The 23685-nt window shown below is 70.2% G+C and carries 23 protein-coding genes; 8 read left to right on the top strand and 15 right to left on the bottom strand.

The genetic code is table 11. The features are described from left to right. Window position 1 precedes the first annotated feature (1 nt). Window positions 2-1186: a cystathionine beta-lyase gene (gene metC / locus ABLE88_RS02225; RefSeq protein ID WP_348829775.1), complete on the bottom strand. Its 1185-nt coding sequence runs from the start codon at window positions 1184-1186 to the stop codon at window positions 2-4. Window positions 1187-1397: 211 nt separating this feature from the next. On the opposite strand from metC, the gene ABLE88_RS02220 reads away from it, so the two are divergent. From ABLE88_RS02220 to ABLE88_RS02205, 4 genes are all read left to right on the top strand, one after another. After that, the gene (locus tag ABLE88_RS02220) at window positions 1398-2369 is read left to right on the top strand and encodes an amino acid ABC transporter substrate-binding protein (protein WP_348831064.1); all 972 of its coding nucleotides are present in this window, start codon (window positions 1398-1400) and stop codon (window positions 2367-2369) included. 123 nt (window positions 2370-2492) lie between these two features. Beyond that, window positions 2493-3788 carry an amino acid ABC transporter permease gene (locus ABLE88_RS02215; protein WP_348829773.1) on the top strand — a complete coding sequence of 432 codons (1296 nt, stop codon included), beginning with the start codon at window positions 2493-2495 and terminating at the stop codon, window positions 3786-3788. 1 nt (window position 3789) lies between these two features. Then, on the top strand, window positions 3790-5196 hold the full coding sequence (locus tag ABLE88_RS02210) for an amino acid ABC transporter permease (RefSeq protein WP_348829772.1): 1407 nt from the start codon (window positions 3790-3792) through the stop codon (window positions 5194-5196). A gap of 75 nt (window positions 5197-5271) precedes the next feature. After that, complete coding sequence (locus ABLE88_RS02205; protein WP_348831063.1) at window positions 5272-5988, top strand: amino acid ABC transporter ATP-binding protein; 717 nt, start codon at window positions 5272-5274, stop codon at window positions 5986-5988. Window positions 5989-6056: 68 nt separating this feature from the next. Here the strand turns inward: ABLE88_RS02205 and ABLE88_RS02200 are convergent, their stop codons facing one another. Both ABLE88_RS02200 and ABLE88_RS02195 read right to left on the bottom strand, forming a co-directional pair. Next, a complete protein-coding gene (locus ABLE88_RS02200) occupies window positions 6057-6941 on the bottom strand; it encodes a PCC domain-containing protein (RefSeq protein WP_348829771.1) in 885 nt (294 codons plus the stop codon). Window positions 6942-7010: 69 nt separating this feature from the next. Further along, on the bottom strand, window positions 7011-8087 hold the full coding sequence (locus ABLE88_RS02195) for a lysine-2,3-aminomutase-like protein (RefSeq protein ID WP_348829769.1): 1077 nt from the start codon (window positions 8085-8087) through the stop codon (window positions 7011-7013). 127 nt (window positions 8088-8214) lie between these two features. Between ABLE88_RS02195 and ABLE88_RS02190 the strand changes: the two genes are divergently transcribed. The 3 genes from ABLE88_RS02190 to ABLE88_RS02180 are packed head-to-tail and all read left to right on the top strand — an operon-like array spanning window position 8215 to window position 10928. Continuing rightward, a complete protein-coding gene (locus ABLE88_RS02190; RefSeq protein ID WP_510182836.1) occupies window positions 8215-8583 on the top strand; it encodes an XdhC family protein in 369 nt (122 codons plus the stop codon). 24 nt (window positions 8584-8607) lie between these two features. Continuing rightward, on the top strand, window positions 8608-9306 hold the full coding sequence (locus ABLE88_RS02185; RefSeq protein WP_348829768.1) for an XdhC family protein: 699 nt from the start codon (window positions 8608-8610) through the stop codon (window positions 9304-9306). Then, the gene (locus ABLE88_RS02180; RefSeq protein WP_348829767.1) at window positions 9303-10928 is read left to right on the top strand and encodes an NTP transferase domain-containing protein; all 1626 of its coding nucleotides are present in this window, start codon (window positions 9303-9305) and stop codon (window positions 10926-10928) included. Before ABLE88_RS02185 ends, ABLE88_RS02180 begins: the two co-directional genes overlap by 4 nt. Before the next feature lie 13 nt (window positions 10929-10941). On the opposite strand, the gene ABLE88_RS02175 is transcribed toward ABLE88_RS02180, so the two are convergent. The 4 genes from ABLE88_RS02175 to ABLE88_RS02160 all read right to left on the bottom strand — a co-directional run bounded on the left by ABLE88_RS02175 (window position 10942) and on the right by ABLE88_RS02160 (window position 14744). Next, entirely contained in the window at window positions 10942-11397 is a 456-nt protein-coding gene (locus ABLE88_RS02175; RefSeq protein WP_348829766.1) for a DUF488 domain-containing protein, read from the bottom strand. Window positions 11398-11463: 66 nt separating this feature from the next. Next, the gene (locus tag ABLE88_RS02170) at window positions 11464-12789 is read right to left on the bottom strand and encodes a TRAP transporter large permease (protein WP_348829765.1); all 1326 of its coding nucleotides are present in this window, start codon (window positions 12787-12789) and stop codon (window positions 11464-11466) included. Continuing rightward, window positions 12789-13388 carry a TRAP transporter small permease subunit gene (locus ABLE88_RS02165; RefSeq protein WP_348829763.1) on the bottom strand — a complete coding sequence of 200 codons (600 nt, stop codon included), beginning with the start codon at window positions 13386-13388 and terminating at the stop codon, window positions 12789-12791. The genes ABLE88_RS02170 and ABLE88_RS02165 overlap by 1 nt, the downstream gene beginning before the upstream one ends. A gap of 231 nt (window positions 13389-13619) precedes the next feature. Then, complete coding sequence (locus tag ABLE88_RS02160) at window positions 13620-14744, bottom strand: TRAP transporter substrate-binding protein (protein WP_348829761.1); 1125 nt, start codon at window positions 14742-14744, stop codon at window positions 13620-13622. 265 nt (window positions 14745-15009) lie between these two features. Between ABLE88_RS02160 and ABLE88_RS02155 the strand changes: the two genes are divergently transcribed. After that, on the top strand, window positions 15010-16152 hold the full coding sequence (locus tag ABLE88_RS02155; protein WP_348829759.1) for a zinc-binding metallopeptidase family protein: 1143 nt from the start codon (window positions 15010-15012) through the stop codon (window positions 16150-16152). A 21-nt stretch (window positions 16153-16173) separates the two neighbouring features. Here ABLE88_RS02155 and ugpE read toward each other — a convergent pair whose 3' ends face one another. The 8 genes from ugpE to ABLE88_RS02115 all read right to left on the bottom strand — a co-directional run bounded on the left by ugpE (window position 16174) and on the right by ABLE88_RS02115 (window position 23685). Next, a complete protein-coding gene (gene ugpE, locus ABLE88_RS02150) occupies window positions 16174-17025 on the bottom strand; it encodes a sn-glycerol-3-phosphate ABC transporter permease UgpE (RefSeq protein ID WP_348829757.1) in 852 nt (283 codons plus the stop codon). Further along, window positions 17025-17909, bottom strand: a complete 885-nt coding sequence (ugpA, locus tag ABLE88_RS02145) for a sn-glycerol-3-phosphate ABC transporter permease UgpA (protein WP_348829756.1) — start codon at window positions 17907-17909, stop codon at window positions 17025-17027. Before ugpA ends, ugpE begins: the two co-directional genes overlap by 1 nt. A gap of 248 nt (window positions 17910-18157) precedes the next feature. After that, the gene (locus ABLE88_RS02140; RefSeq protein ID WP_348829755.1) at window positions 18158-18622 is read right to left on the bottom strand and encodes a Zn-ribbon domain-containing OB-fold protein; all 465 of its coding nucleotides are present in this window, start codon (window positions 18620-18622) and stop codon (window positions 18158-18160) included. A gap of 10 nt (window positions 18623-18632) precedes the next feature. Next, a complete protein-coding gene (locus tag ABLE88_RS02135; protein WP_348829754.1) occupies window positions 18633-19796 on the bottom strand; it encodes a thiolase family protein in 1164 nt (387 codons plus the stop codon). A gap of 14 nt (window positions 19797-19810) precedes the next feature. Further along, window positions 19811-21040, bottom strand: coding sequence for a CaiB/BaiF CoA transferase family protein (locus ABLE88_RS02130; protein ID WP_348829752.1), 1230 nt, complete (start codon window positions 21038-21040; stop codon window positions 19811-19813). A gap of 50 nt (window positions 21041-21090) precedes the next feature. Continuing rightward, a complete protein-coding gene (alr, locus tag ABLE88_RS02125) occupies window positions 21091-22248 on the bottom strand; it encodes an alanine racemase (protein WP_348829751.1) in 1158 nt (385 codons plus the stop codon). Beyond that, window positions 22245-23051 carry an amino acid ABC transporter ATP-binding protein gene (locus tag ABLE88_RS02120; protein WP_348829749.1) on the bottom strand — a complete coding sequence of 269 codons (807 nt, stop codon included), beginning with the start codon at window positions 23049-23051 and terminating at the stop codon, window positions 22245-22247. The genes alr and ABLE88_RS02120 overlap by 4 nt, the downstream gene beginning before the upstream one ends. Beyond that, window positions 23041-23685 carry an amino acid ABC transporter permease gene (locus tag ABLE88_RS02115; RefSeq protein ID WP_348829747.1) on the bottom strand — a complete coding sequence of 215 codons (645 nt, stop codon included), beginning with the start codon at window positions 23683-23685 and terminating at the stop codon, window positions 23041-23043. The genes ABLE88_RS02120 and ABLE88_RS02115 overlap by 11 nt, the downstream gene beginning before the upstream one ends.

The raw sequence follows: 23685 nt of genomic DNA, 5'->3' as shown, positions 1-23685 counted from the left end.
GTCAGCCCGCCGCCGCCATCTTCGCGAACGCCTGGTCGAGGTCGGCGATGAGGTCGCCCACGTCCTCGAGGCCGATATGGATGCGCACGGCCGGGCCCTCCACCTTCCAGGTGGTGGCGGTGCGGTAGTCGGCGCAGTCGAAGGGGATGGCGAGGCTCTCATAGCCGCCCCACGAATAGCCCATGCCGAACAAAGCGAGCGCGTCGAAGAAGGCGGCCACCGCCTGTTCCGGCACCGGCTTCAGGATGAAGCTGAACAGGCCGCTCGCGCCGGAAAAGTCGCGCGACCAGATGGCAAAGCCGGGGTCGGTGGGCAGCGCCGGGTGGAGCACCCGCGACACCTCCGGCCGCCCCTGAAGCCACCGGGCGATCTCCAGGCCCGAGCGGTGGTGGCGCTCCAGGCGCAGCGCCATGGTCCGGAGGCCGCGCGCGGCGAGCGCCGCGTCGTCCGGGCTGAGCGTCAGCCCGAGCGTGCCGTGGGTGGCGTGGACCTTGCGCCAGGCCGCGCCCACCGCCGAGACCGTGCCGAGATTGAGGTCGGCATGGCCGCCGATATATTTGGTGCCGGCCTGGATCGAGACGTCCACCCCGAAGGCGTGCGGCCTGAAGTAGAGCGGCGTCGCCCAGGTGTTGTCGATGAGCGTCGTGACGCCGCGCGCGCGGGCGACCGCGCAGATGGCCGGCACGTCCTGCATCTCGAAGCTCTGGGAGCCGGGCGATTCCAGGAAGATGGCGCGGGTGTTGGGGCCGATGAGGTCGGCGATGCCGGCGCCCACCAACGGATCGTAATAGGTGGTCGCGACCCCGAGCCGCTTCAGCACCGTGTCGCAGACCTGGCGGGTGGGCTTGTAGACCGTGTCCACCATCAGCAGATGGTCGCCGGCGCCCAGAACCGAGAGCAGGCCGAGGGTGCAGGCGGACAGCCCGGACGGGGTGAGCGCCACCCCGTCGCTGCCCTCCAGCGCCTGGAGCGCCCCTTCCAGCGCCTCGGTGGTGGGATTGCCGCGCCGGCCGTAGCTGTAGCGGCCGCGGTGGTGCACGAGATCGTCATAGGTGGGCGAGAGAACGGTGGAGCCGCGCACCACCGGCGTGTTCACGAAGCCGTCGAACCGGAACGGGTCGCGCCCGAGCCGCACCACCTCGGTCTGCGGCGCGAAGGTGCGCCCGTCATCCCCATCGTGACTCATGTTCCTACTCCGTCCCGGAATTCCGCGTGGGCTGCGTATGGCTCTATTGACCCGACCCGCGCAAGGCGATGAGATGCGCAGATACGATGCCTTGGGGCCGTCGTCGAGCCGGCGCCACACAAGAGCCGGCGGTGGCCAGCCCGGGATCACCACAGAAGGGGACGTTTCCGTGAAGCAATTCCTCATCGCAGCAACTGCCGGCCTCCTCGCCATGGCAGGCGCGGCCCAGGCGGCGACCCTCGACGACGTCAAGGCACGCGGTGCGCTCAACTGCGGCGTGTCCCAGGGCCTGCCGGGCTTCTCGACCCCCAACGACAAGAACGAATGGTCCGGCCTCGACGTGGATTTCTGCCGCGCCATCGCCGCCGCCATCTTCAACGATCCTTCGAAAGTGAGGTATTCGCCGCTCTCGGCGAAGGACCGCTTCACCGCGCTCACCTCGGGCGCCATCGACGTCTTGTCGCGCAACACCACCTGGACCATGTCGCGCGACACCACCAACGGCTTCAACTTCGCCGGCGTGATGTATTATGACGGCCAGGGCTTCCTGATCCGCAAGTCGGTGGGCCTCAAGTCTACGACCGAACTCGACGGGGCCTCGATCTGCGTGCAGACCGGCACCTCGAACGAGCTGAACGTGGGCGACTACTTCCGCTCCAAGAACATGAAGTACAAGGAGGTGATCGCCTTCGCCACCCTCGACGAGGCGATCAAGGCCTACGAATCCGGCCGCTGCGACGTGTTCACCTCGGACCGTTCCCAGCTCGCCGCGGTGCGCCTGAAGCTCACCAACCCGGCGGACCACGCGGTGCTGCCGGAGACCATCTCCAAGGAGCCGCTCGGCCCGCTGGTGCGCCACGGCGACGACCAGTGGTTCGACCTCGTGAAGTGGACCTATTTCGCGCTGCTCAACGCCGAGGAGCTGGGCGTGACGTCCAAGAACGTGGACGAGATGCTCACCTCCACCAATCCCGAGGTGAAGCGCCTGCTCGGCACCGACGGCAAGTATGGCGAGGGCATCGGCCTGTCCGCCGACTGGGTGGTGCGCATCGTCAAGGCGGTGGGCAATTACGGCGAGATCTACGAGCGCAACGTGGGGCCCGCCACCCCGCTCGGCATCGAGCGCGGCATCAACAAGCTGTGGGTCAATGGCGGCCTGCAGTACGGCATGCCGGTGCGCTGAGGCGCGGCTCCCGCCCGCGGGCGCCGCCGCGGCAGCGGTCTTGGAGCAACGACACGGGGCGGGGCGCCGGCGCCCCGCCCTCAAGCATAAGGGGAAAAATTCCCCCATCTTCTCGAGGGGCACATGAGCGACGCGACAGATTCCGCGCCTGCGCGAGGCGCCGGCCGGCGATGGTCATGGACCGACCCCAAGCTCCGGTCGGCCGTCATACAGATCGCCCTCGGGCTGCTGCTGGTATTCCTGCTCTGGGCCTTCTACCACAACGCGGTGGCGAACCTGTCGCGCCAGGGCATCGCCTCCGGCTTCGGCTTCCTCGACAACCGCGCCGGCTTTGCCATCAGCCAGGCGCTGATCCCCTACAATGAGGACATGAGCTACGGCCGCGCCTTCCTGGTGGGGCTGCTCAACACCCTGCTGGTGGCGGTGCTCGGCATCATCCTCGCCACCATCCTCGGCTTCCTGATGGGCGTGGCGCGGCTGTCCAAGAACGTGGTGATCCAGGCCCTCGCCTCGGCCTATGTGGAGATCACCCGCAACCTGCCGCCGCTGTTCCAGATCCTGTTCTGGTACCTCGCCGTGCTGGCGGCGCTGCCGGGGCCGCGCCAGAGCTGGGGCATGGGCCTGCAGCCGTTCTTCACCGCCATTGCCAACGGCCTTGATGCCGTCGGCCTCGGGGTGCTGGGCGCGCCGGTCGGCGCCTTCGCCGCCGGGCTCGGCGCGCCGTCGGTGTTCATCAACAATCGCGGCCTCGTGGTGCCGCGCTTCTTCCTCGAGAGCGGCGGAACCGCGCTGCTGATCGCCATCGCCGCCGGGATCGTCATCGCCCTGCTGTTCGCGCGCTTCGCCAAACGGCGGCGCGAGGCCACGGGCCAGATCTTCCCGGTGTTCTGGATCGGCCTTGCCATCATCGTCGGCCTGCCGCTGCTGGTGGCGGCGGCCATGGGCTTTCCGGTGGGCATCGAGCGGCCGGAGCTGCGCGGCTTCAACTTTTCCGGCGGCGTGACCGTGATCCCCGAATTCGTGGCGCTGCTGCTGGCGCTCGTGATCTACACCGCCGGCTTCATCGCCGAGATCGTGCGCGCCGGCATCCTCGCGGTCTCCAAGGGCCAGAGCGAGGCCGCCCACTCGCTCGGCCTGCGCACCGGGCCGACGCTGCGCCTCGTGGTGATCCCGCAGGCGCTGCGCGTGATCGTGCCGCCGCTCACCAGCCAGTATCTCAACCTCACCAAGAATTCCTCGCTGGGCGTGGCGGTGGGCTATCCGGACCTGTTCTCGGTGTTCGCCGGCTCGACCCTGAACCAGACCGGGCAGGCGATCGAGATCATCGCCATGACCATGGCAGTCTATCTCACCATCTCCATCGTCACCTCGGCGCTGATGGGCTGGTACAACAAGCGCGTCGCGCTGGTGGAGCGCTGAGATGGCCAAGAGCCCGGCGCAAGGCGCCCCGTTCGATCCCTTCGTCGCCCCGCTGGTGCTCGGCGCCGAGGCGCCGCCGATCTCCGAGCGCGGCACCTTCGCGTTCCTGCGCGGCCACCTGTTCGGCTCGCTGCCGCAGATCCTGCTCACCTTGTTCGGCGCCTGGCTGCTCTATGTGACGGTGCCGCCGCTGGTGCAGTTCTTCCTGATCGACGCGGTATGGACCGGCACCAGCCGCGATGCCTGCCTGCCCGAGAAGGTCGGCCGCCCGGTGGGCGCCTGCTGGCCCTTCATCTGGGCCAAGTTCGACCAATTGGTCTATGGCTTCTACCCGGCGAGCGCGCGCTGGCGCGTCAACCTCGTCTATGCGCTCAGCGCACTGCTGCTGCTGCCGCTGCTGATCCAGCGCCTGCCCTACAAGCGGCTCAACGCCATCGCCTTCTTCGGCGTCTTTCCGGTGGTCGCCTTCATCCTCTTGACCGGCGGCAACATGGAGCCGAAGGGCTTCCTGCTCTCCTGGCTGGGGCTCGGCGGGCTGTTCTCCGGCTTCGGGGCGCTCGGCGGGGTGCAGTTCGGCTTCTGGGCCGACTTCGTGCTGTCGGCGGCGCTGCTGACGGCGCTCGTCGCCGCCGTCTGCCGCGTGGTCGCCGGCCCCCAGGCCGCCCGGCCGGCGGCGCGCTCCACCCTCGGGGTGCTGGCCGTGCTCGCCGCGATCCTGTTCGCGGCCGACCTCGACCTCGGCCTGATGCCGGTGGAGACGCGCCTGTGGGGCGGCCTGCTCGTCACCTTGGTGATCGCGGTGACCGGCATCACCGTGTCGCTGCCCTTCGGCATCCTTCTGGCGCTCGGGCGGCGCTCGAACCTGCCGCTGGTGAAGATCGTCTCGATCGCCTTCATCGAGTTCTGGCGCGGCGTTCCGCTCATCACGGTGCTGTTCTTCGCCACCTACATGCTGCCTTTGTTCCTGCCTGGCCGCATGAACATCGACGGGCTGCTGCGCGCCCTCGTGGGCGTCGCGCTGTTCGCCTCCGCCTATATGGCCGAGGTGGTGCGCGGCGGCCTGCAGGCGATCCCCAAGGGCCAGTACGAGGGCGCCATGGCGCTCGGCCTGCGCTCCGGCCTGATGATGCGCCTCGTCGTGCTGCCGCAGGCGCTGAAGCTGGTGATCCCCGGCATCGTCAACAACTTCATCGGCCTGTTCAAGGACACGACGCTGGTGCTGATCGTCTCGATCTTCGACCTGCTCGGCGCCATGCGCGCGGCCTTCACCGACCCGAGCTGGGCGACGCCGACCACCCTGTTCACGGGCTTCGGCTTCGCCGGCCTCGTCTATTTCGTATTCTGCTTCGGCATGTCCCGATATTCGATGGCGCTCGAGAAGCGCCTCGACCGGGCCAACCGCCACTGACGCGAGGAAACCGCCGTGACCGCCGACAGCCTGATCGCCGATGTGGAGAAGAGCGCCCCCGAGATCGCCGTCGAGATGGCGGGCGTCAACAAGTGGTACGGCCAGTTCCACGTCCTGCGCGACATCAACCTCACGGTCCACAAGGGCGAGCGGGTGGTGGTCTGCGGCCCGTCGGGATCGGGCAAGTCGACCCTGATCCGCTGCATCAACCGCCTGGAGGAACACCAGAAGGGCAGGATCGTGGTGGACGGCATCGAGCTCACCGACGATTTGAAGCGCATCGACGAGGTGCGCCGCGAGGTGGGGATGTGCTTCCAGCACTTCAACCTGTTCCCGCACCTCACCATCCTGGAGAATTGCACGCTCGCCCCCATGTGGGTGCGCAAGATGCCGAAGAGGGAGGCCGAGGAGCTGGCCATGCACTTCCTCGCCAAGGTGAAGATCCCGCAGCAGGCGGCCAAGTATCCCGGCCAGCTCTCGGGTGGCCAGCAGCAGCGCGTCGCCATCGCCCGCGCTTTGTGCATGCGCCCGCGCATCATGCTGTTCGACGAGCCCACCTCCGCCCTCGATCCCGAGATGGTGAAGGAGGTGCTCGACACCATGGTCGCCCTCGCCGAGGACGGCATGACCATGCTGTGCGTGACCCACGAGATGGGCTTCGCCCGGCAGGTGGCGAACCGGGTGATCTTCATGGACGAGGGGCAGATCATCGAGATGAACGAGCCCGAGGCCTTCTTCTCGAACCCCCAGCACGAGCGCACCCGGCTGTTCCTGAGCCAGATCCTGCACTGACGGGCGGCGCCGGGCGCGGCCTCTCCCGCGTGCGGGGGGAGCAGGCGAGGGACGGGCGTTCGCGCGCCTCACACCTCGCCGGGCGCGGCCTCCTCGATCGCCACCTCGAAGGTGATGCACACCGGGTTCGCGCCGGACAAAAGCCGGCCCTCCGCCAGCACGCCGCTCATGCCCACGAGGGCGATGTCGAGCCGCGCCGCAAGGCCCGCGCCGTCCGGGACGACGACGCCATGGCGCGCGAACACCTCGGTCGCATAGTCCGCCACCGGCCCGCGATCTGAGAAGCGCGCGCCGATCAGGCTGCCGACGCTGCCGCGCACCCGGCCCGCCGCAAAGCCGTGCCGGCGGCACACATCCTCCAGCGCGCCACAGATGTCGGTGTTGGGCCGCACCCGTGCGAACGCGATGCGCCGTCCCGGCGCCGCCGCCTTCGCCTGGTGCGGCGTGAACAGGGTGAAGTTGGTCTCGGCGTCGAAATCCGCCGTCAGCGCGACGTCTGCGGTGCCGAAGGCGCGCGCGGCGATGGGCGCCGCCACCACCGCCTCGTGGGGCATCACATGGCCGCCCCGGCGCGCGCCGTCGGGCTCCGTCCAGAAGGCGTGGCAATGGATGAAGGGCGCGCCGTCCTTGCGCCCGAAGGTGAGGTTGCCGGCCTCGAGCCGCGTCGTGCCCTGCGGCGTGAAGGGCGCGCTGTACCAGGCCGCGTGCTCGGCATCCTGGGCGCCGGCCGGCATCACATAGGTGAAGGGGCCAAAAGCGCCGCCGGACAGCTCCACCTGCGCCGCCGAGAAGCCCGCCTCCAGCAGCGGCCCGGCGATGGCGGCATTGAGGGTGAGCCCGGGCGCGAGGGTGAAGTCGAGGTGCCGCGCCGCGCCGACTGCGCACTCGATGCGCTCTGCGGCCTCGGGTCCCGGCTGCTTCAGGCGGGGAAGGGCTCCCGGCGTCGGGTCCATCGGCAGGCTCCTCGCGCGTCTCGTGGTTCGACCGGCCATATCACGCCGCCGGCCGGGGCGGAACGCGCCTCACCCCTCCGGCGGATAGGCGTGGAGCCCGCCGCAATGGTCGCGCACCGCGAACCGCTCGCCGTCCGCTTCCACATAAGAGGGCGTGAGCGGCACCTTGCCGGCGCCGCCGGGAATGTCGAGCACGTAGGTCGGCAGTGCGATGCCGGAGAGCCGGCCGCGCAGCGCGCGCATGATCGCCTGGCCCTCGGCCACGCCGAGGCGGAAATGGGCGGTGCCCGGCGCGAGGTCCGGATGGTGCAGGTAATAGGGCTTCACCCGGCATTCCACGAGCGCGCGGAACAGGTCCGCGAGCGTGCCGGCATCGTCGTTCACACCCTTGAGCAGGACGGTCTGCGACAGGAGCGGGATGCCGGCATCCGCCAGCAGCGCGATCGCCGCCCGCGCCGGCGCGGCGAGCTCGCGCGCGTGGTTGACGTGGATCGCCACATAGGCGGTCGCGCCCTTGGCCTTCAGCGCGGAAACGAGCGCCGGCGTCACCCGCTCCGGCGCGGCGATCGGCACCCGGGTGTGGAAGCGCAGCACCTTCACATGGTCGACGGCGGCGATGCGGCCGGAAAGCTCGGCCATGCGGCGCGGCGCCAGCATGAAGGGATCGCCCCCGGTGAGGATCACCTCCCAGATCTCGGGATGGCCGGCGATGTAAGCGAGCGCCTGCTCCAGCCCCTCCGGGCCGAGCGCCTCGGCGGCATTGGGCCCCACCATCTCGCGGCGGAAGCAGAAGCGGCAATAGACCGCGCACACGCTCACCGCCTTCAGCAGCACCCGGTCCGGGTAGCGGTGCACGAGGCCGGGCACCGGGGAATAAGCGTGGTCGCCGATGGGGTCGGCGCGCTCCTGCGGGAGGCTTTCCAGCTCCGCCGGGTCGGGCACGAACTGGCGCGCGACGGGATCGTCCGCGCCGCCGCCGATCAGGTCCTGCAGCGCCGGCGGGACCGCCACCGCATAGCGCGCCGCCACGGTTGCGAGCGCCGCCTCGGCCTGCGGCGCGGCAAGGCCTGCGGCGACCAGGTCCGCCGCGGTGCGCAAGGTGCGGCGGGCGTCGTCGGCAAAGCGGGGCAATGGGTGGACGGCCATGACGAAAACGCAGGTCCCCTCGCGAAAAAGGTTGGCTTGCAGGAGAAGGTCGGCGGGCGCACCTATATAGGATCGAGGATATCATGGCCAATGCGCGACGGGCTCGGCCGCGGCGCGGGAGGGACACATGACGACGCATCAACTGCAGCCCGGAGCCGCGCCGCCCGGAACCATCGAGGCGCAGGACAATGACGTGCTCGCCGCCGCCGAGGCCTGGCGCCGGAACGGCCGCAAGGTGGCGCTCGCCACCGTGATGGAGACCTGGGGCTCGGCGCCGCGCCCGGTGGGCAGCCATCTGGTGATCGACGCGGACGGCAACTTCCTCGGCTCGGTCTCGGGCGGCTGCGTCGAGGGGGCGGTGGTGACCGAGGCCGGCGCGGTGATCGCCACCGGCAAGCCCAAGATGCTGGAGTTCGGCGTCGCCGACGAGACCGCCTGGCGGGTCGGCCTGTCCTGCGGCGGACGCATCTGCGTCTATGTGGAGCCGGTCGCCTAGGCGGCCCGCGGAAAGGCACGCAACATGCGGCTCGATCTTCTTGCGGCGCTCAATGCCGAGCGCGCGGCGCGCCGCGCCTGCGTCCTCGTCACCGAACTCGAGAGCGGCGCGGCGCGGCTCGTCACCGCCGAGCACGTCGCCGCCGACCCGCGCGCGGCCGCGCTTGCCACCGCGCTCGCCGCGGGCCGCAGCGTCATGGTGGGGGAGGGGGAGAGCCGCGCCTTCCTCACCGTCCATGTGCCGCCGCCGCGCCTGCTGGTGGCGGGGGCGGTGCACATCTCCCAGGCGCTGGCGCCCATGGCGCGCATGGTGGGCTACGACGTCACCATCCTGGACCCGCGCACCGCGTTCGCGAACGCGGCGCGCTTTCCCGGCGTGCCGATCCTCGCCGACTGGCCGGACGTGGCGCTGCCCGCCTACCGGCTCGATCCGTTCACGGCGCTGGTCGCGCTCACCCACGACCCCAAGCTCGACGACCCGGCGATCGCCGCGGCGCTCGCCGCCGGCTGCTTCTATGTCGGCGCCCTCGGCTCCAGGCGCACCCACGCCAAGCGCGTCGAGCGGCTCGCCGCGCAGGGCTTCGGCGCGGACCTGATCGGCACCATCGCCGCCCCCATCGGCCTCGACATCGGCGCCGCGAGCCCCGAGGAGATCGCCGTCGCGATCCTCGCCCAGGTGATCGCCGCCTGGCGCCGGCCCTCGGCGCCGGGAGCGCGGCCGTGAGGTTCGGCCCGATCCCGCTCGCCGAGGCCGAGGGCGCCATCGCCGCCCATTCGGTGCGCATCGCCGGCACCGTGATCCGCAAGGGCACGCGCATCGGCCCAGCCGAGATCGCGGCGCTCGGCGCCGCCGGGATCGCCACTGTGGTCGCCGCGCAGCCCGAGGCGGACGAGCTCACCGAGGACGAGGCCGCCGCGCGCCTTGCCGCCGCGGTGGCGGGCACGGGGGTTCGCGTCGACGGGCCCTTCACCGGCCGCGCCAATTTGCATGCGCTTCAGGCCGGCGTGCTCCAGGTGGACGCCGCCGGCATCGACGCCTTCAACGCGGTGGACGAGGCGGTCACGCTGGCGACGCTCCCCGCCCTTCAGCCGGTGGCCGAGGGCGAGATGGTGGCGACGGTGAAGATCATCCCCTTCGCCGTGCAGGCGGCGCAGGTCGCGGCCGCCGCCGCCGCGGGCGCGCGGGTCAAGGTGGCGCCGTTCGTGCGGCGCCGGGTGGCGGTGATCTCCACCCGCCTGCCGGGCCTGCAGGAGAAGGTGATCGACAAGACCCTCGCCATCACCCGCGCGCGGCTCGCGCCGGCGGGCGCCGAGGTGACGGCGGACGTGCGCGTGCCGCACGAAAGCGCGGCGCTCGCCGATGCGGTCGCGGCGGCGGCGGGCGCGGGGGCGGAGCTGATCGTGGTGTTCGGCGCCTCCGCCATCGCCGACCGGCGCGACGTGATCCCGGCCGCCATCGCGGCGGCGGGCGGCGCCGTGCTGCGCCTCGGCATGCCGGTGGACCCGGGCAACCTGCTCTTGCTGGGGCGCCTTGGCGCGGTGCCGGTGCTGGGCGCCCCCGGCTGCGCCCGCAGCCCCAAGGAGAACGGCTTCGACTTCGTGCTCATGCGCCTGCTCGCCGGCCTGCCGGTGGAGAGCGCCGACATCGCCCGCATGGGCGCGGGCGGGCTGCTGAAGGAGATCGTGTCGCGGCCCCAGCCGCGCGCCGAGCCCATGGAGGCGGGCGAGGGCTTCGCCGCGGTGGTGCTGGCGGCGGGCCGCAGCACCCGCATGGGCGGCGCCAACAAGCTGCTGGAGGAGGTGGACGGCGTGCCGGTGATCCGCCGGGTGGTGGAGGCGGCGCTCGGCTCGCGCGCCCGGCCGGTGGTCGTCGTCACCGGCTTCGAGCGCGAGCGGGTGGAGCGCGCGCTCTCCGGCCTTCCCGTCGCCTTCGCCCACAATGATGACTTCGCCAGCGGCATGGCCGCCTCGCTGCGCGTCGGCATCGCCGCGGTGCCGCCGACGGCGGCGGGGGCGCTGGTGGTGCTCGGCGACATGCCGCTGGTGGCGCCGCGCCTCATCGACCGGCTGATCGCCGCCCATTCCGGCGTCGCGGGCCGGCTGATCGTGGTGCCGGTGGCGGACGGGGCGCGCGGCCATCCGGTGCTGTGGTCGCGGCGCTATTTTCCCGAGCTCTGCGCCATCGAAGGCGACACGGGCGCGCGCCAGGTGCTCGCCGCCAACGCCGCCGCGGTGGCGGAGGTCGAGGCCGAGGGCCCGGCCGCCTTCCTCGACGTGGACACGCCCGAGCTGCTCGCCGCCGCGCGCGCGGCGGCCCGCAGGACCGCGCCCGCGCCGGCGCGCTGAACCGGCGCGCGCCCTAGAACGGCGCCGGCATCAGGTGCTCGGCCTCGGTCTCGATCCGGACGCACAGCCAGTCGGCCAGCATCAGGCGGTGGCAGCCCTCCACATGGCGCTCGAAGCACAGCAGGCAGACGCGGCGGCCGCGGGCGAGGTCCGCGAGCTCCGCGAGCGCCGCCTGGGCGGGGTCGGTCTGAAGGTGCGCGCCATAGATGCGCGTGAGGCCCGCTCTGTCGCCGGAGCGTGCCGCCAGGCGCCCCTCCTTGGGGGTGCCGAGCGCGCGCAGATGCACGTAGCCGATGCCCGCGCCGTTCACGCTCGCGGACAGCGCGCCCTTGGAGAAGCCGGGGCGGCGCGAGGCCGCCACCGCCCGCACGTCGATCAGGAGGTCGACCTGCGCCCCCGCGAGCGCCGCGGCGAAGGCCGACGGCGTCGTGCCCTCATAGCCGATGGTGAAAACGGGGAAGGCGCTCATGCCGCCATATTGCCCGCGCCCCCCGGCCGACGCCACCCCCGGAGCATCGTCACGCCGGTCGCGGCCTTATCCGTACAGCGCCTTCGGCAGCCACAGCGCGATGTCCGGGAAGAGGTAGAGCAGCGCCATGGAGAGGATGACGATGGCGAGGAACGGCATCACGCCGGAGAAGATCTCGTCGATGGAGACGTGCTTGGGGGCGACGCCCTTCAGATAGAAGGGCGCCATCGCCACCGGCGGCGAGAGGAAGGAGGTCTGCAGGTTCAGGCCCACCAGGACCCCGAAGAAGATCGGGTCGATGCCGAAATTATCCAGCAGCGGCAGGAAGATGGGCAGGAAGATGACGATGATCTCGGTCCATTCCAGCGGCCAGCCGAGGACGAAGATGATGGCCTGGGTGAGCAGCAGGAAGCCGACCGGTCCGAGGTTGAGCGAGAGGACGAAGTTCTCCACCACCTGCTGGCCGCCCAGCAAAGCGAACACGGCCGAGAACACCGCCGAGCCCACGAACAGCCAGCACACCATGGCCGAGGCGCGGGCGGTGAGGAACACGCTCTCCTTCAATTTGTCCAGCGAGAAGCTGCGATAGGCCACCGCCAGGATCACCGAGCCGAGCGCGCCCACCGCCGCCGCCTCGGAGGGGGTGGCGAGGCCGAACACGATCGCCCCGAGCACCGCCGAGATCAGCACCGCCAAAGGGAAGAAGGACGTGGCGAGCGCCCACACGACCTCGAACACCGAGCCGGCCCGCTCCTGCGGCGGCAGCTTCGGCGCCCGGCTCGGATAGATCATGGCGATGGCGATCACATAGGCCGTGTAGAGGCCGGCCAGCATCAGACCGGGGATGAAGGCGGCGGCATAGAGCTTGACCACCGACACGCCCGCGGTGGCGCCATAGAGGATGAGCATCACGCTCGGCGGGATGAGGATGCCGAGGCAGCCGCCGGCGCACACCACGCCCGCCGCGAGGCGGGTGTCGTAGCCGGCGCGCAGCATCGCCGGGAAGGCGAGCAGGCCCATCAGCGTCACCACCGCGCCGACGATGCCGGTGGCGGTGGCGAACATGGCGCAGGTGACCAGCGTGGCGACCGCCAGCGAGCCCGGCACCCAGCCCGCGGCGAGCTGGATCGAGCGGAACAGCCGGTCGAGGATGTTGGCGCGCTCGACCACGTATCCCATGAACAGGAACAGCGGGATGGAGATCAGCACGTCGTTGGCCATCACCGAATAGGTGCGCTGGACGAAGAGCTGGAACACGGTGTCGCCGCGCGTCACATAGCCGAAGCCCACCCCCAGCGCCATGAGCGTGAAGGCGATGGGAAATCCGAGCATCAGGAAGACGATGAACAGCACCAGCATCAGGATGCCGAGGGCGGGATCCGACAGAAACATCACAGGCTCCCCCGGCCGATGGCCTCGGCGTCAGACTTGTTGGCGGCTTCCTCGAGGATCATCTTCTCCATCTCCTCCACGTCGTGGAGGCGCTCCGGCCATTGGCCGGTCCTGAGCGCGATGGTGCAGCGGATCACCTCGACCACCCCTTGGAGGAACATGAGCACCCCGGTGAGCGGGATGAGGCCCTTGAACGGCCAGATCATCGGCCCGTCGGGCGAGAAGGACGAATGCTCGTTGAGCAAAAAGGAGAGATAGAAATACTGCCAGCCTGAATAGATGAGGGCGATGATGCCCGGAAAGAAGAATAGAAAATATAAGACCAGATCCACCAGCGCCTGCCGTTTCACCGACCAGGCGCGATAGAGGAAGTCGCCGCGCACGTGCCCGTTGCGCGCCAGGGTATAGGCGCCGGCCATCATGAACAGCGTGCCGTACAGCATGTAGGAGGCATCGTAGGCCCAGGTGGTGGGCGCACGCAGGACGTAGCGGCAGAACACCTCGTAGCAGATCGCCAGCGTGAGGATCACGATCGTCCAGGCGAACAGCTTGCCGATAAATGTGTTCAGCGTGTCAACGGCGAGAAGGAAGCGTTGCATACGCGGGATTCCCTCGGGAAGGTCTTGTTCTGTTTTGGTGAAGGATCATTATGACGGCGCAAGGCCGCCATTGCGGGCGGCCTTCGGGCGGTGGTCGGAGACGGGGAGCGCCCGGCATCGGTCCGCCACCGAGCCCTCCGGCTGCCCCGCGCGGCCCCCGGAGGGCGCCGCGCGGGCGGGTCGAAACGTTTCGATCCGGCCGCGGGGGCCGGCAGGCGCCGGCCTCCGGCCTCAGGCCTTCTTGAAGAAGTGGTTGTAGGCCATGACGCTGTCCGGCTCGATTTCGAGGCGGTAGCCGACGACTCGCTTCGCCCAGGCCATCTGGCTGTCGATCACCTTCTTGAAGAAGGGATCCGCGGAGAGGGTGGCGATCACCTTGTCCCAGGCGTTGAGCTGGGCCTGGAGCACCGGCGTCGGCGTGGGCATCACCTTCACGCCGCGCGACTTCAGAACCTCGAGGTCCTTGGAATAGCGGTCCTGCGCCTTCCACATCATGTCGGACGAGGCGGCGTCCGCGGCGCCGCGGATGATCGCCTGGACATCCTTCGGCAGGCCGTCGAACTTGGTCTTGTTGAACAGCACCTCGAAGCATTCCAGCGCCTGATGGTAGCTGCGCACCATGTAGACCTTGGACACGTCGGGGAAGCCGAGCACCAGGTCCGAGGACGGATTGTTGAACTCGGCGCCGTCGATCAGGCCGCGGTCCATGGCGGGGACGATCTCGCCACCGGGCAGGATGGTCACCGCGATGCCCATCTCTTTGCTGAGGTCGGCGGCGAGGCCGACGGTGCGGTATTTCAGGCCCTTGAGCTGATCGGCATTGGTGATCTCGCTCTTGAACCAGCCGAGCGGCTGGCACGGCATCGGCCCGGTGAGCAGGCCTACGACGTTGAGCTTGAGGACGCCCTGCACCAGCTCGTCATAGAGCGCCTGGCCGCCACCATAGCGGATCCAGCCCAGAAGCTCGTCCGCCTGCCAGCCGAAGGCGGGGGCGGTGCCGAACAGCGAGAACGCCTTGTTCTTGCCGTACCAGTAGGCGGAGACGCCGTGGCCGCCGTCGATGATCCCGGTGGACACCGCGTCCGCCACCTGGAAGGCGGGGACCACCGCGCCGGCGGCGAGCAGCTCCAGCTCCACGCGCCCGCCTGCCATGGTGTTGACGTAGCGGACGAAATCCGCCGCATATTCGTGGAAGATGTCCTTGTTCGGCCAGGTGGACTGAAACTTCAGCTTGATGGATGCCTGGGCATGGACGGCGGGCGCGGCGACAGTGGCCGCACCGGCCGCGGCGGCACCCGCGAGAATTGCACGCCGGGTCGGGCGCGCACGATGGTTCGTGCTCGTATCCTGGGTCACGGTTTCCTCCCTGCGCGGGGGCGGCGGGAATTAATCCGCGGTGTTGGCGCACGGCGCCCCCGTCTACGGTATGCAGAAGACGACACGAGGGTCGACCTAGGCAATAGACTTTGGTCGAATGCGAGCGAATTTTCTGCCGATGGGGAGCCGCCGCCGTTCACGTCTGCGCGCAGCGGACTCCGGATCGGCCAGGGGCGACGCCGAAGATGGAACCGGCCGGACGGTTCGGGCTTTGTGCGGACGCAAGCTGGAGTCAGAACCGACCATGCGCCTGTTTCAATGCGAGGCCTGCGGGCAGCTCATCCACTTCGAGAACCGCACCTGCACGCGGTGTGGGCACCTGCTTGGCTATCTGCCCGAGGTGAACGATCTGAGCGCGGTCGAGCCGGAGCCCGAGGAGGGCATCGTGCGCTCGCTGAGCGACGGCCGGCGCTACCGCTTCTGCGCCAACGTCGCGCTCGACGCCTGCAACTGGCTGCTGCCGGAGGAGCAGGAGGGGGAATTCTGCCGCGCCTGCCGCCACAACCGCATGGTGCCGGACCTCACGGTGCCGGTGAACGTCGAGAAGTGGCTCCGGATCGAGCGCGCCAAGCACCGCCTGATCTATTCGCTGCTGCGCCTCGGTTTGCCGCTGGAGAACCCCGAGGACCGCCGGGGCGGCCTGTGCTTCGACTTCCTCGCCGACCGCCCGGACGCGCCGGAGACCCCGCGGGTGATGACCGGGCACGACGAGGGGGTGATCACCATCGCCCTCGCCGAGGCCGACGACGTGGAGCGCGAGCGGCGGCGCACCGACCTCGGCGAGCCCTACCGCACTCTGCTCGGCCACTTCCGCCACGAGGTGGGGCACTATTACTGGAACCGGCTGGTGCGCGACCAGAACCATCTGGAGGCGTTCCGCGCCGTGTTCGGGGACGAGCGCGCCGACTACGGCGCCGCGCTCAACGCCCATTATGCCAACGGCGCGGCGCCCGACTGGCAGGCCCACTTCGTCTCGGCCTATGCCACCTCACACCCCTGGGAGGACTTCGCCGAGACCTTCAAGCACTATGTCCACATCGTCGACACGCTGGAGATGGCCCGCGCCTTCGGCATGAAGGTGCGCCCCCGCCTGGACAAGACCGGCGCCCTCCAGACCTCGGTGGAGATCAATCCCTACAACGCCTGCGCCATCGAGCAGCTGATCGACGACTGGCTGCCGCTCACGGTGGCGCTCAACAGCCTCAACCGCTGCCTCGGCATGGCGGACGCCTATCCCTTCGTGCTGACCCCGGCGGTGGTCACCAAGCTCGGCTTCGTCAACGACCTGGTGCACGGCCGCGCGGCGCTCGACCCGCCTGGCGCGGAGGCGCCGGCCGCGCCCGTCGCCCAGCCCGGCGTCGGCGAGAACCAGCCGCAGACGGCCTGAAGGCGCAAGGGCGGGTGGGCGCTATTTCTCGGTCTCGGTGAGGCCGCGCACGAACAAACGCTGCATCGCCACGATCACCAGCACCGGCGGCAGCATGGCCAGGACGGCGGTGGCCATCACCAGGTGCCACACCGGATCGGCATCCACGGCGGCCCGGGCGAGCCGCTGGATGCCCATGACGATGGTGTAGTAGTCGGTGTCGGTGGTGACCAGGAGCGGCCACAGATACTGGTTCCAGCCATAGAGGAACAGGATCACGAACAGCGCCGCGATGTTGGTGCGCGACAGCGGCAGCAGCACCCACCAGAAGAAGCGCATGGGGGTGGCGCCGTCGATCAGCGCCGCCTCCGTCAGCTCGTCCGGCACCGTCATGAACACCTGGCGGAACAGGAAGGTGGCGGTGGCGCTGGCGATCAGCGGCACGGTGAGGCCCCAGTAGGAGTTCAGCATCGACAAATCGGAGATCACCTGGAACGTGGGCAGGATGCGCACCTCCACCGGCAGCATCAGCGTCACGAAGATGATCCAGAACGCGGCGACCCGGAACGGGAAGCGGAAATAGGTGACGGCGAACGCCGAGAGCAGCGAGATGGCGATCTTGCCCACCGCGATCATCGTCGCCATCACGAAGCTGTTCAGCAGCATGGGCGCGACCGGGGGGATGCCGGAGGTGCTGGCGCCGGTCAGCAGGATGGTGCGGTAGTTCTCCACCAGCAGCGGGCCGGGCAGGAGGCCGACCCGGCCGGACAGGAAGTCGGCGCCCGCATGGGTCGAGGCGACGAAGGCGAGGTAGACCGGCAGCACCATGATCGCGATGCCGCAGATCAGGGCGACGTGGGCGAGCAGGCGGGGGATCAGGTCGCGGCCGGCCATCAATAGGCGACCTTGCGCTCGATGTGGCGGAACTGGAGCGCGGTGAGCGCCACCACGATGGCGAGCAGCACCACCGACTGGGCGGCGGAGGAGCCGAGCGCCAGCGCGTCGAAGCCGTCGCGGAACACCTTGTAGACCAGGATGGTGGTGGCCTGGCCCGGCCCGCCGCCGGTGGTGGCGTGGATGACGCCGAAGGTTTCGAAGAAGGCGTAGGTCAGGTTCACCACCAGCAGGAAGAAGCTGGTGGGGGCGAGGAGCGGCAGCACCACGAAGCGGAAGCGGGCGCGCCGCCCCGCCCCGTCGAGCGCCGCGGCCTCCATGACGCCCGCCGGGATCGCCTTCAGCCCGGCATAGAAGAACAGGAAATTGTAGCTCACCTGTTTCCAGCTGGCGGCCAGGATCACCATCAGCAGCGCCTGCTCGCCGTCGAGGAAGTGGTTCCAGGAGACCCCCGCCGCCTTCAGCGCGCGGGCGAGCGTCCCGACCGAGGGGTCGAACATGAACAGCCACAGGATGCCGGCCACCGCCGGCGCCACCGCATAGGGCCACACCAGCAGCGGGCCGTAGGCGCCGCCATGCTCGCCGAGCGCGTCGGCGGCCGCCGCGAGCAGCAGGCCGGCAGCCATGCCGAGCGCGGTCACGCTGGCCGAGAAGACGAGCGTGATCAGGATCGTCTGGAGATAGGAGGGATCGGCAAACAGCGCCGTGAAATTGGCGAGCCCGACGAAGGTGCGCGAGAGCCCGAACGGGTCTTCTGAGAACAGCGAGGAATAGAGCGCCTGCCCCGCCGGCCACAGGAAGAACACCGCGGTCACCGCAAGCTGGGGCGCCAGCAGCAGATAGGGCGTGACCGGGGCCCGAAACGTGACGCGCTTGGCCTGCATGCCCCCGATCCCCTTTGCCGGCGCTGCATCCCGTGGGTCGTCGATCTCCGGCGCGGCCGGAGGTCCCGTGGACGCTGCCCGGCTTCGGATGCTCCAGTCAAGCGGGTAGATGGCGGCGGTGAAGCCCCTTCGACCGCAAGAGCGGGATCCGCGCGAACTCAATCCCGCGGCGCGGTGAACCGCGCGCCGGCTTCAAGAAGGAGCGCGCGTTTTCCGATCGGTTTGCGATGCCAGCCGATGGCGCGGCTCTAGCGCGCCGCGGGCCGGAAGTAGGGCGCCTTCTGGGTCGGCGACAAAGCGCGGAACACCACCTCCACCGGCGTCCCGATCAGATCGTCCACCGCCTCGGGATCGCATTCGATCCGGGTGTAGATGAGCACCCCCTCGTCGAGCGTCACCGCCGCGAACACGAACGGCGCCTCGGCATAGAAGCTCTCGTGATGGGGCCGGTGCACCACGGTGAAGGTGGTCACCGTGCCCGCTCCCGAAGCCTGCTCCCAGGTCAGCGCGCCGCCGCCGCAATGGGGGCAGCAGGCGCGCGGATAGAACACGAACCGGCGGCATTGGGGAGCGGCGCAGCGCTGGAGCATCAGGCGCTCGTCGTTGCAGGCCTGCCAGAAGGGGCGGTTGATGGCGGAGAGGCGCGGTGCCGGCTTTGCCGGGTTGCCTGCCGGCTGTCCGGCCGGCTGCGCGACCGCTTGCGTGCTGCTCATGACGATGCCCTCAATCGACCCGTTCGAGGATGGCGGCGCTGGTGGAGAGCCCGCGGCCATAGGCCACCATGCCGTAGCCGGAGACCAGGCCGCGCCGGCAGTCCACCTGGCGCGCGCCGGCCTCGCCGCGCAGCTGGGTGACGGCCTCGACGACGCCGATCATGCCGCCCGCGGCCCCCGCCTGCCCGGCGGAGAGCTGGCCGCCGCCGGTATTGATGGGGAAATCGCCGCGATAGGTCACGTCGTGGGCGCGGATCCATTCGTGGGTGCGGCCCTTGGGGCTGATCTGCAGCCCCTCGAGCTGGATGAACTCCATCACCGGATAGTCGTCATAGAGCTGGGCGAAGTGCATGTCCTTCGGACCCAGGCCGGCGCGCTCGTACATGCGGCCGGACAAGCCCTCCCAGCCGGCGCTCAGCGAATAGACGTCCTCGGCGGGAAAATTGTGATACTCGCCGCCGGCGGCGATCCGCACCTTGGGACCGGGCAGCGTGCGCGCGAGCTTCTCGGAGACCATCACCACGCAGTCCGCGCCGACGCAGGGCAGGACGCAGTCGTAGAGGCGCAGCGGGTCGGCGATCTGCCGCGCGTTGAGATAGTCGTCCAGGGTGAGCGGCACCTTGAACAGGGCGTTGGGGTTCTGCAGCGCGTTCTCGCGCTGGGAGATGGCGAGCTTGCCGAAGTCCTCGCGCCGCGCGCCGTTGCGCTCCATGTAGAGCCGGGTGTGGAGGGCGAACATGCCGTTGGCCCCGCCGAATCCGAACGGCGACATGTAGTCCCGCACCGAGCCGTTGAAATTGTCCAGCGTCTGGTTGTGGGAGGCGACGTCGAAGGAATCCGCCGCCACGCACAGCACCACCTCGGCGTCGCCGTCGCGGATCGCGCGGGCGGCGTGCATCATGCCGATGATGCTGGAGGCGCCGCCATAGACCCCCTGGAACAGGAAGCGCGCCTCGATGCCGAAATGCTCCGCCACCGTGGTCACGTTGTCGGGCGGCAGGATGAAGCAGGTGAGGGCGATGCCGTCCACCTGCCGCATGGCGAGGCCGGCGGACGTCAAGGCCGCGTCCGCCGCCTCGAAGATCAGGCGCTGGATCGCCTTGTCCGAGCGCTTCTCGTAGGGCGTCTGGCCGACGCCGACGATGCGCGCGCTGGCGCAGGAATGATCTGGCATGGGCCTCTCCCGCTCTAGATGATGCCGTCGGCGCGCAGGCGCGCGCAGGCGTCCGCCGAGAGGCCGAGCTCGCCCTCGAGCACCGCCGCGGTGTCGGCGCCCACCGGGCCGCCGGTGAAGCGCACCGCGCCCGGCGTGCCGCGGAACTTCGGGATCGCCCCCTGCATGCGCACGGTGCCGAAATCGGCGTCGGGCACGTCGACGATCGCCTCGCGCGCCGCATAATGCGGGTCGGCGACGATGTCGCGGATGTCGTAGACGAGCCCCGCCACCACGTCCGCCCGCTCGAAGATCGCCATGATCTCGGCGGCGTCGCGCGCGATGAACCACCGGGTGATCAGGTCGTCGAGATAGTCCGCGTGCTCGCACCTTTTGGCGTTGCTGGCGAAGCGCGGGTCGGTGATCATCTCCGGCTGGCCGATGGCGCGGGCGAGGCGCTCGAAGGTCTTCTGCGAGCTGGCGGAGATGCCGATCCAGCGTCCGTCCTTTGTGGCATAGGTGTTGCGCGGGGAATCCTCCGCCAGCCGGTTGCCCTGGCGCGGCTTGACGATGCCCAACTGGTCGAAGCCGATCACCTGCGCCTCGGCGAGGCGGAACAGCGGCTCGAACAGGCTCACGTCCACCTCCTGGCCGGTGCCGTCGCCGTGGTCGCGCCGGTAGATGGCGAACATGGCGGCCATGGCGGCGAAGGTGGCGGCGGTGGAATCGGCCAGTGGGAAGCCGGGCAGGGTCGGCGGCTTGTCCGGGAAGCCGGTGAAGGAGGGGATGCCCGAGAAGGATTCGGCGATGGTGCCGTAGCCGCCGCGGGTGCTGTAGGGCCCGGTCTGGCCGAAGCCGGAGACGCGCACCAGCACCAGGCGCGGGTTGATGGCGGCGAGCGCCTGGTAGCCGAGCCCCCATTTCTCGAACGTGCCGGGGCGGAAGTTCTCGATCACCACGTCCGCCTCGGCGACCAGGCGCTTGAAGATCTCCTGCCCCTCGGGGCGCGAGAGGGTGAGCGTGATGAGCCGCTTGTTGCGGCCGATCACCTTCCACCACAGCGACTTGCCGTCCTTGATGGGGGTCCATTCGCGCATCGGGTCGCCGGCGCCCGGCTGCTCGATCTTGATCACGTCGGCGCCGAAGTCGGCGAGCAGCGTCGCCCCCAGCGGGCCGGCGATCATGGTGCCCGCGTCGATCACGCGCAGCCCCGCCAGCGGGCCGCCCGCCGGTGCCGCGCGTGGGCTCGGGTTCTCGTGGGACATGTCTTCTCCTCGTGGGCTCTTGTTCGAAGGCGTGTGGGGCGGCGGCGCGCTCAGGCGCCGCCGCGATAGAGGCGGGGGATGCGGGTGCGCAGGTCGCCCATGAGCTGGAGCGGAACGAGGCCCCACGTGCGGGCGGCCTCCTCGAGCGGGATCTCCTCGTCGCCTTGGCGGCCGATGAGCACCACCTCGTCGCCGAACGTCGCCTCCGGAACCTCGGTGAGGTCGACGCGCAGATGCTCGAAATGGGTCGGGCCGAGGAGCGGCACGCGCCGGCCGCGCACCAGCGCGGTCATGCCGGGCGGCAGCGGGCGCGGGCACCCGTCCGACCAGCCGAAGGGGATGAGGCCGATGCGCATGTCCCGCGTCATGGGGAAGGGCCCCTCGAAGCCGCCGCGATCTGTGCGCCGCACCGCCTTCACCGCGAGCAAGGCGGCCTTCAGCGCATGGAGCGCGGGCCTGAGGCCGAGCGCGCGCGTGGCGCCGGGAACGCCGAGGCCGACGAGGAAGCGGCCGGGATCCACCGCATCGAGGTCCATCTCGGGAAACTGAAGCGCCGCCGCGGTGCCGGACACCATGCGCACGGGCACCGGAACGCCGGCGGCCTCGAGCGCCGCGACGCCGGCCAGGAAGCGGCCGAGCTGCCAGCGCGCCTGGGCGTCCATGCCGGTCGGCTCGGGCAGATGCAGGTGGCCGTAGGCGCCGGCGATGTCGAAGCAGCCCGCGGCGCCGATCGCCGCCGCCAGCTCGCCCGCCGCCTCCGGCATCACGCCGCCGCGGAACGCGCCCATGTCGATCTTCACGAACGCCGGAACGGGGCGGCGCGCGGCCGCGGCCCAGGCGCGCGCCTCGTCGGCGCCCTGGAGCGTGATGGTGAGGTCCAAGGCCGCCACCTCGGCCGCCACTTCCGCCGCCGCGCCGGGCAGCACGTTGGGATAGAGCAGCAGCACCGGCTGCCCGAGGCCGCAGGCGCGAATGGCGCGCGCGTCGGCGATGTTGCCGACGGCGAAATGGGTCGCGCCCGCGCGCGCCAGCAGCGGCGCGACCGCCGCGATGCCGCAGCCATAGGCGTCGCCCTTGAGGCAGGCGTGCAGAGCGACGCCCGGGGCGAGGGCGCCCCGCAGGGCGCGGAAATTGTGCGCCACCGCGTCGAGGTCGATCTCCGCCCACAGCGCGCGGTGGGCGCCGGTGCCGGCGCGGGGGGCGTTCACGGCAGGTATCCCGCGCGGGTGCGCTTGAGGAATGCCTGCAGCCGGTCGGACTTGGGGGCCTCGAACAGCGCCTCGGGCGGACCCTCCTCGAGGATCCGGCCTTCGGCCATGAACACCACGCGGTCGGCGACCTCGCGGGCGAACTGCATCTCGTGGGTGACGACCACCATGGTCATGCCGTCGAGCGCGAGCTGGTGCATCACGGCGAGCACCTCGCCCACCAGCTCGGGATCAAGCGCCGAGGTCGCCTCGTCGAACAGCATCGCCTTGGGGCGCATGGCGAGGGCGCGGGCGATGGCGACGCGCTGCTGCTGGCCGCCCGACAGGCGCGCGGGAAAAGCGTCCACCTTGTCCTTGAGCCCGACGCGGTCGAGCAGTTCCACCGCCCGCGCTTCCGCCTCGTCGCGGCGCGCGCCCTGGATCTTGATCGGCGCGACGCAGACGTTGCGCAGCACGCTCATGTGCGGGAACAGGTTGAAGCTCTGGAACACCATGCCGAGCTGGGCGCGCATGGCGGCGACCTCGCGCTCCGGCTTGCGCCGGCGCTGACCGTCGGGGCCCACGGCGTAGCCGATCGGCGCGCCGTTGATGCGGATCTCGCCCTCCTGGAACTCCTCCAGCAGGTTGATGCAGCGCAGCAGCGTGGTCTTGCCCGAGCCGCTCGGGCCGATCACCACCACCGCCTCGCCGCTGGCGATGCGGGTGGTGACGCGGTCGAGCACCACGTGCTGGCCGAACCATTTGGACAGGCCGTCGATCTCGATGGCCGGGCGCGCGCCGGCGGCGGGCGGGTCAATGGACATAGCCGAAGCGCCTCTCCAGATGCCGGCCGACGAGCGACAGGGCGAAGCAGATGAAGAAATAGATCAGCGCCACGCCGCCGAAGACGGAGAACGGCGCGAGCGTGCGCTCGACGATCTGGCGGCCGATCTGGGTCAGGTCCCACAGGCCGATGATGGAGACCAGCGAGGTGCCCTTCACGATCATGATGCAGGTGTTGATGAAGGGCGGGCCGGCGGTGCGCACCGCCTGCGGCAGCACCACGTTGGTCATGAGCGCGCTGCCGTGCATGCCGAGCGCGCGCCCGGCATCCCATTGCACCCGCGGCACGGCCAGGATGGCGCCGCGGAACACCTCGCTCATGAAGGCGGCGAAGTAGAGCGAGATGACGAGGATGCCGCCGGTGGCGGGGTCGATGTCCATGCCGGCATAGGGCAGGGCGTAATACATGCCGAACAGCAGCACCAGCAGCGGCACGCCGCGCATGACGAACAGGTAGACCTCCACCAGCGCGCGCAGCGGCCAGGCCGCGAACACCTGGACCAGCGCGAAGGCGAGGCCGAGCGTGGCGGCGATGCCGATGCTGGCGGCCGACATCCACAAGGTGAGCGAGGCGCCGCGCAGCAGCAGCCAGCCATTGTTGATGAGCACGTCCAT

The sequence above is a fragment of the Xanthobacter luteus genome (assembly GCF_040049235.1).
Classification (GTDB): domain Bacteria; phylum Pseudomonadota; class Alphaproteobacteria; order Rhizobiales; family Xanthobacteraceae; genus Xanthobacter.
The sequence above is the reverse complement of the archived record's forward strand: the minus strand, read 5'-3'. Positions and strand labels throughout refer to the sequence as shown.